The 7,909-nt window shown below is 59.6% G+C and carries 4 protein-coding genes; 3 read left to right on the top strand and 1 reads right to left on the bottom strand.

Features of this window, described 5'->3' with window-relative positions; all coding sequences use genetic code 11:
- The first annotated feature begins 244 nt into the window (after window positions 1-244).
- Together ABYM29_RS07340 and ABYM29_RS07335 are read left to right on the top strand one after the other, a co-directional pair.
- Window positions 245-1,360: an esterase/lipase family protein gene (locus ABYM29_RS07340; protein ID WP_372864023.1), complete on the top strand. Its 1,116-nt coding sequence runs from the start codon at window positions 245-247 to the stop codon at window positions 1,358-1,360.
- 14 nt (window positions 1,361-1,374) lie between these two features.
- Window positions 1,375-2,409 (top strand): hypothetical protein, encoded by a 1,035-nt coding sequence (locus ABYM29_RS07335; protein WP_372864021.1) that lies wholly within the window; start codon window positions 1,375-1,377, stop codon window positions 2,407-2,409.
- Window positions 2,410-2,422: 13 nt separating this feature from the next.
- On the opposite strand, the gene mltF is transcribed toward ABYM29_RS07335, so the two are convergent.
- Window positions 2,423-3,874 (bottom strand): membrane-bound lytic murein transglycosylase MltF, encoded by a 1,452-nt coding sequence (gene mltF, locus ABYM29_RS07330; RefSeq protein ID WP_372864019.1) that lies wholly within the window; start codon window positions 3,872-3,874, stop codon window positions 2,423-2,425.
- 131 nt (window positions 3,875-4,005) lie between these two features.
- Here mltF and purL point away from each other — a divergent pair, with 131 nt between their 5' ends.
- A complete protein-coding gene (purL, locus tag ABYM29_RS07325; protein ID WP_372864017.1) occupies window positions 4,006-7,896 on the top strand; it encodes a phosphoribosylformylglycinamidine synthase in 3,891 nt (1,296 codons plus the stop codon).
- Window positions 7,897-7,909 lie beyond the last annotated feature (13 nt).

The following is a 7,909-nucleotide window of genomic DNA, read 5'->3' as shown; positions in this document are numbered from 1 at the left end:
TTTTTGTGCCGCCTGCAGACGTGAAGGAGGCCGGCGCAAACAGTGTCACAGCGCACAGTTTGTAAAGCGTCGCTTGCCGAGTCGCCGTTTGCTGCTATGTTACGTTTCGGTAATGTTTTCGGCGTGTACTTTCGTCGTGTCTTACTCATGCCAATTGGCGCCGGCCGTTCAGGCCCGTTGCGGCGCCGCATTGGGCGCTCACCCGGCGAGGTGAGTGAACATAATAATAAATGGAGAGAACAGCATGATGAGTTTCAGCCGTCGTACTTGGTGTGCGGCATTACTACTGGCCTTGACGGCCCTGCCGGTTCACGCCCGGGACGCCAATAAAACCGCCTACCCGATCGTGTTTGCCCACGGCATGGCGGGTTTTGATGACATTCTGGGTTACGACTATTGGGGGGACGACTACGGCGTTTACGTGCTCGATACCTGCCAGTGGGGCGAATACTACTGCAACCACGACATCAATTCGGGGCAGGAGTCTTTCGTCGCATCGGTCACCCCCTTTGCCAGCTCTGAGCAGCGCGGTTACGAGTTGTATCAGGACATCGAAGGCTATCTGGCCAGCTCCGGTCACAGTTATGTGAATATTATTGGCCACTCCCAGGGCGGCCTGGACCTGCGCAAGGCGGCCCGTTTGCTGCGCGAAAATCGCGGCTACAAAGTGGTCAAGTACGGGATCAGTATTTCCTCTCCCCACCGCGGCTCGCCGATAGCGCAATACGTGCTGAATCTGCAGCCCGGTGTTCAGTCGGTGCTGGAAACGCTGGCGGAATATTTTGGTAACACCATCTATCAGGGTGGCAACGATGCGATTGCCGCGCTCAAGCAATTGGTTAACCACGATTTTGACCCCAACGACGGCGTGGTGACCGGCACCTATGCCTTTAACCAAAACTACCCGGCGGGCAGCCAGAATATCGAGCGGTCGCGCAGTTTTTTGACCGGGCAGGACAATGGCAATATGAATCCGGCGCTCTACCTGCTTAAAGAGCTGTGGACCGAAATCGACGGCGATGGCTACGCCAGCTATGACGCCAATGGCGACGGCGCATTGGGCACCGGGGATGGCAATGCCAGTGATAATGACGACGACGGCCTGGTGGGCATCAATTCTCAGCAAATGGGCTATCGCCTGGAATACTGGGAGTGCTATGGCTGCCTTGATTACGTTTGGACCCAGAGCAACACCGGCTATGTTGCCGATCTCAATGCGCCCGACAGTGCGCAGATGACCTCCCACGCCTGGAAGATTAATCAGGATCACGTGGATGTGATTGGCGTGCCGCCCGATACCTTCGACGAGATGGAGTTTTACGCGGCCATTACCGATTTTATTGCCGATAACGGCTATTAATTCGGAGCGTGATCATGTCGGATTCGATGTCCTTTTGGCGAAGCCCTCGTGGCTTCGCCGTTGTTATTAGCGCGGTGTTATTGGTGTTTGCCACCGGCCTGTCGCTGTTGCCAGACCGCGGTCAGCCGGGCAATGCCGCCGACTGGGTCGGCGATGCTATCGAGCCGCCTGTGGCCGTGTCGCCGCAGGAAGCCTTGACCGCCGCCGCGCAGGAAGCGGCTTTTATTGAAGACCTTCAGCGGCGTTTTGCCCCAGTGATTGAGGTCAAGCACGCGCAGCTGCGGGTGATTGAACAGTTGATTGCCTATTTGCAGCAGCGTTACCCAGAGGATTGGCAGCAGCGCATCGCCGGGTTTTTGCGCCGCCTATTTCCTGAACATGCCGAAGCCTTGCTGGCTAAATATTTCAGCTTGGCCAGTTATAACGATTGGCTGGCGATGGAGCGCCAAGCCCTGCAAGCGATGACGGCGAAGGAGCGTCGCAGCGCGCTGTGGGAGCAGCGCTATGCCGCCTTTGGTGCCGATGCCGAGCAGATCTGGGCGGCAGAGCTGCGCAATCAGAAAATTTCTGACACCCTGGCGGAGTTGGGCAGTCAGCCAGAATTGGGCGCTCAGGCCTCGGTAGAGCAGTTTGTCGGCAGCCTGCGCGAGCAGTTTGGCGACCAGGCCGATACCTTGTTGGCAGAGCGGCGCACCGAGCTGCTCAATCGGGTTGTCGAGCTGGAGGCGGTGCAGAGCGACCTGCGTCAGCTGCCCGCGGAGCAGCGTCGCGAGACGCTGCGCGAGTTGCGGCAACTGATGGGCATGGATGAGGCGGCGCTGGATCGCTGGCAGGACTTGGACACGCGCCGCGACGAGCGTTGGCAGCAGGGCGAGCAGTATATGCAGCAGCGCCAGGCGATTGTCGCCAGCTATGATGGCGAGGTGCGGGAAGCGGAGCTGGCGGCCCTGCGCGAGCAGGTGTTTGGCGAAACTGCCGACGCCATTGCGCGCGAAGAGCGGGGTGGTTTTTTTCGCTATGACCGCCAGCGCCGCATCGGGCGCGAGTGAGGCTGGCGCCGATTTACAGCGCCCCGAGGCCGTGATTGAGTGCCGCCGGCAGGTAGTCGGAGACGATGCGCGGCGGCGGTACACGATAGCGGTTGAGTTCGTCCCAGGTTAGCAGCGAGTAGTAACTGCGGATATTTTCCACATAGCGCACCGGCTCGTCGCCGCGGGCGTAGCCGTAGCGGGTTTGCTTGTACCACTTGCGTTGGCGCAGCAGTGGTAAGCGCTCTTTGACATCTTTCCACAGGTTGGGGTTGCCGCCACTTTTCTCAGTGAGGACGCGCGCATCTTCCAGGTGGCCAAGGCCGATATTGTAGGCCGCGAGGGCAAACCAGCCGCGATCTGGCGGTTCGATATTATTGGGTAGGCGGGCGTAGAGTTTTTTGTAATAGCGAGCGCCGCCGCGCAAACTCTGCAGGGGGTCGAGCCGGTCTTCGACACCCAGCTCTTTGGCTGTGGGGCGGGTTAGCATCATCATGCCGCGCACCCCGGTGGGGGATTTCGCGCTGGGGTTCCAGAAGGATTCCTGGTAGCTGATAGCAGCGAGAAAACGCCAGTCCATATCGTACTCGATGGCGACCTGCTCGATCAGCCCCTTGTAGTGGGGCAGGCGTTCCTCTTTCATTTGCAGGAAGGTTTGCGTGCGGATAAAGGGCTGGCGCTCATTAAAGGTGAAAAACCGGTCGATTAGCCGCGCCAGTTCGCCCTGGCTGCGGATCTTTGCAAAGAAGTCTTCTAGTTCTTTCATTAGCGCGGCATAGCGCGGGTCGTTGTTTACTGCCCAGGCCAGTTTGCCGGGCTGTCCGGCGCTCATGGCGATGCGGAAATCGGGATAAAACGCGCGGTTGGCGTGAAATTCGTTGGCGTCGACCATGGTGATATCGATGTCGCCTTCTTGAAGAAGCTCCAGTAGGTCGATGGTTTCCTGATCCCGACTTTCACTCCATTCCAGGGCGGGGTAGCTCGTCTTCAGTTTGCGAAGGATCTCGGCGTGGGAACTGTTGCCCAGGACGCGTATGCGAAGGCCCTGCAAGTCTTTGTATTCTAATGGCTTTTCTATTAGTGAGCGGTTGTAGATAAACAGCTGTTTGACGGTGGTGTAACTGGGGCCGAACTGCAGCTGGGCACTGCGCTCGGGGGTGATGCTCAGGCCGGCCGCGGCGAGGTCGGCGCGGCCTTCCTGCAGGCCGGCAAAGAGTTCTTCAAGGCCGACGACGGGAATCATCGCCAGCTCGACGCCTAGGTGGTCGGCAAAGGCCTTGGCCAAGTGATACTCAAAACCCGTTGGGTTGCCCTGGCTTTCGTAGTAGGTGGTGGGGCCGTTGCGGGTGAGCACCCGCAGCACGCCTTCATTGCGGATACTTTCAAGTGCGTCCTGGGAGGGTGAGCAGGCGGTGGTGAACAATAGCAATAGCAACACGACGAGGCGCAGTGGGTGCCATTTAGTGCTGATTATTCGCTCTGCCAATCGCTTTGCTCCGTAGATTCTCTGGCGCATTGTATCGGGCTTGCAGAGTTCACACCATAAGCCTGAATTTTCGCTGGCGATTGCTGTACAATGTCGGCCTTTGTTCCCGTCGACTGAGGTTCTACACCTGCATGCTGATCGTTCCCGGCGCCGCGGCGCTTTCCGAATTCCGTATTGAAAAATTGCTGAACACTCTGCGCGCCGTTATTCCCGGCTTGCAGGCGGTCAGTGCTCAGTTCGTGCACCTTGCCGATGTGGAGGGGGAGCTGAGTGAGGCACAGCAGGATGTGCTGAAGCAGCTGCTGGACTACGGCCCCAGTACTGACACCGCGCAGCTTGAGATCGGTGGCAGTGAGTTTTTTGTGGTGCCGCGCCCCGGTACGATTTCTCCGTGGTCCAGCAAGGCCAGCGATATTGCACATATCAGTGGTTTGCAGGCGCTGCGTCGCCTGGAGCGCGGCGTGCTCTACCGCGTGCTCGCGGCGGAACCGCTGAGCGCTGAGCAGCGCGAGCAGGTGGCGGCGGCCATTCACGACCGCATGGTAGAAAGCGTGCTCGACTCGGTATCGGCAGCCACGCTGCTATTCAGTCAGCATTCGCCGCGCGAGATGCAGCGGGTCGATGTGCTGGCGGGCGGGCGCCAGGCGCTGGCGGCAGCCAATAGCGATCTGGGGCTGGCCTTGGCCGACGATGAGATCGACTACCTGGTGGACAGTTTTACCGAACTGAAGCGCAACCCCAGCGATGTTGAGCTGATGATGTTTGCCCAGGCGAACTCAGAGCACTGCCGCCACAAGATCTTCAACGCCAGCTGGACCATCGACGGTGAAGACCAGCCCAAGTCGCTGTTTGCGATGATCAAGAACACCAATGAGCTGGGCGGCGAAAACGTGCTCAGTGCCTACTCGGACAACGCCGCGGTTGTCGCGGGGCACACCGCGGGGCGCTTCTACCCCGACCCAGAGACCGCCGAGTACCAATTCCACCACGAGGACATCCACCTGCTAATGAAGGTGGAAACCCACAACCACCCGACGGCGATTGCGCCGTTTTCGGGGGCAGGCACCGGTGCCGGGGGTGAAATTCGCGACGAGGGTGCGGTGGGGCGCGGCTCCAAGCCCAAGGTGGGGCTTACTGGCTTTACTGTGTCCAACCTGCAGTTGCCCGGATTTGAGCAGGCCTGGGAGCAGGATTACGGCAAGCCGGAGCGCATTGTTACCGCTTTGGATATTATGCTGGAAGGGCCCATTGGCGGGGCGGCCTTTAACAACGAGTTCGGTCGCCCGAACCTTTGCGGTTATTTTCGCAGCTACGAGCAAAATATTGTTACTGCCGATGGCGAAGAGCGGCGCGGTTACCACAAGCCGATTATGCTGGCCGGTGGCTATGGCAATATCAAAGCTGAGCATGTCGACAAAGACGAATTTCCCGCGGGCTATAAGCTGATCGCGCTGGGTGGACCGGCGATGCTGATCGGCTTGGGTGGCGGTGCGGCGTCATCGATGAGTTCCGGTTCCTCCAGTGCTGATCTGGACTTTGCTTCTGTGCAGCGCCAGAACCCGGAAATTGAGCGCCGTTGCCAAGAAGTTATCGACCGCTGCTGGGCCCTGGGTGAACGCAACCCCATCGCCTTTATTCACGATGTTGGCGCGGGCGGTTTGTCTAACGCCTTCCCCGAGCTGGTTAAAGACGGCGGCTGTGGCGGCGACTTTGAGTTGCGCGAGGTGCCCAATGACGAGCCGGGTATGTCGCCGCTGGAAATCTGGTGTAATGAGTCGCAGGAGCGTTATGTGATTGCGATTGCGCCTGAGGATCTGCAGAGTTTTGCCGATATTTGCCAGCGCGAGCGCGCGCCGTATGCGGTGGTGGGCGAGTCTACCGAGGACAAGACCCTGCGTGTCGGCGATCGCCATTTTGCCAATAACCCCGTAGATCTGCCGATGTCGGTACTGTTCGGCAAGCCGCCGAAGATGCATCGCGAGGCGCAGCGCAGCGATGTTCGCCAGGCCGATTTTGCTGGCGAAGAGCTGACGGTTGAGCAAGCTCTGGATCGACTGCTGTGTTTGCCTGCGGTCGCCGGCAAAAGTTTTTTGATTACCATTGGTGACCGTTCGGTGACCGGTATGGTGCACCGCGACCAGATGGTCGGGCCCTGGCAGGTGCCGGTGGCTGACTGTGCGGTGACGACGGTGAGCTATGACAGCAATGCCGGTGAGGCCATGTCGATGGGTGAGCGCACGCCGTTGGCGCTGTTGGACGCGCCGGCGTCTGGCCGTATGGCGGTGGCAGAGGCGATTACCAATATTGCGTCGACGCGTATCGCCACACTGGCGGACATCAAACTGTCGGCGAACTGGATGTGCGCGGCCGGCCACGGTGATGAGGATGCGCGCCTGTACGACACGGTCAAGGCGGTGGGAATGGAGTTTTGCCCGGCGTTGGGTATCACCATTCCGGTAGGCAAGGACAGTATGTCGATGCGTACCGCTTGGCAGGAGAATGGCGAAGACAAAGCGGTTACCGCGCCGATGTCGCTGGTTATCTCTGCTTTTGCGCCGGTGGTGGATGTTCGGAAAACGGTGACGCCCCAGTTGCAGTTGGGCGAAGACAGTGTGCTGTTGGCCATTGATCTCGGTGCCGGCAAGCGCCGTTTGGGCGGCTCTTGCTTGGCTCAGGTTTGTGGTCAGCTGGGTAGCGAGGCGCCGGATATCGACGATCCGGCACAGCTGAAGGCGTTCTTTAATGCAATTCAGGCGCTGCTCGAAGAAAACCGCATTTTGGCCTACCACGACCGCTCGGACGGCGGCCTGTTGATTAGCTTGTTGGAAATGGCTTTTGCCGGCCACTGCGGTTTGGATGTGCAGCTGCACAGCCAGGCTTCCAGCCAGGCCGAGCTCTTTGCCGAAGAGGCTGGCGCGGTGATTCAGGTGCGCAGTCGCGATCTGGCGGCGGTGCAGGCGGTGTTTGCCGAGCACGGTTTGAGTGATCTTGTCGCAGCGATTGGTCGCCCCTGTGAAGGCGCGGCAATTTGTGTGCAGCACAATGGCACAACCGTACTCAGCGCCGATCGCCTGGCCTTACATCGCCGCTGGGCTGAACTGAGTTACCGGATGCAGTCGCTGCGCGATAACCCCGTTTGCGCCGAGCAGGAGTTCCAGTCGCTGCGTGAAGAGGATCCAGGCTTGAGTGTGGCGCTGAGTTTTGATGCGCAACAGGATGTCGCGGCGCCCTTTATTAATACCGGGGTGCGACCCAAATTGGCGGTATTGCGTGAGCAGGGCGTCAACGGGCAGATGGAGATGGCGGCGGCCTTTGATCGCGCCGGTTTCAGCGCTATCGATGTGCATATGAGTGATATTCTCAGCGGCCGCGTTGATCTGGCTGATTTTAAGGGGCTGGCGGCTTGCGGCGGTTTCTCCTACGGCGACGTGCTGGGGGCCGGCGAGGGCTGGGCGAAAAGTATTTTGTTTAACGCCCGTGCCCGAGAAGTGTTTCAGCGCTTCTTCCACCGCGACGACAGTTTTGCGCTGGGGGTGTGTAACGGCTGCCAGATGATGTCGAACTTGCACTCGCTCATTCCCGGTGCTGAGCACTGGCCGCGTTTTGTGCGCAATCGCTCAGAACAGTTCGAAGCGCGTTTTTCCATGGTTGAAATTCCGCAATCACCCTCCATCTTGTTAGCGGGTATGGCCGGTTCGCGGCTGCCGGTTGCGGTGGCGCACGGTGAAGGTCGCGCGGAGTTTGGCGATGCGGCGCAGCTGCAAGCGCTGGCGGGCTCGGGCAATGTTGCGCTGCGTTATGTCGATAATCAGGCGCTGGCGACCGAGTGCTATCCGGCCAACCCCAATGGTTCGCCGCAGGGCATTACCGGTGTCAGTTCAGCCGATGGTCGGGTGACGATTATGATGCCGCACCCCGAGCGCGTGTTTCGCACGGTGAGCAATAGCTGGGCGCCGGCGGAGCAGGGCGTGGATAGTGGCTGGATGCGTATGTTCCGCAACGCGCGAGTTTGGCTCGGCTAAATCGGCCGGACAC

This window comes from Spongiibacter sp. (assembly GCF_041602295.1).
In the GTDB taxonomy this organism is placed as follows: Bacteria; Pseudomonadota; Gammaproteobacteria; order Pseudomonadales; family Spongiibacteraceae; genus Spongiibacter.
The sequence above is the reverse complement of the archived record's forward strand: the minus strand, read 5'-3'. Positions and strand labels throughout refer to the sequence as shown.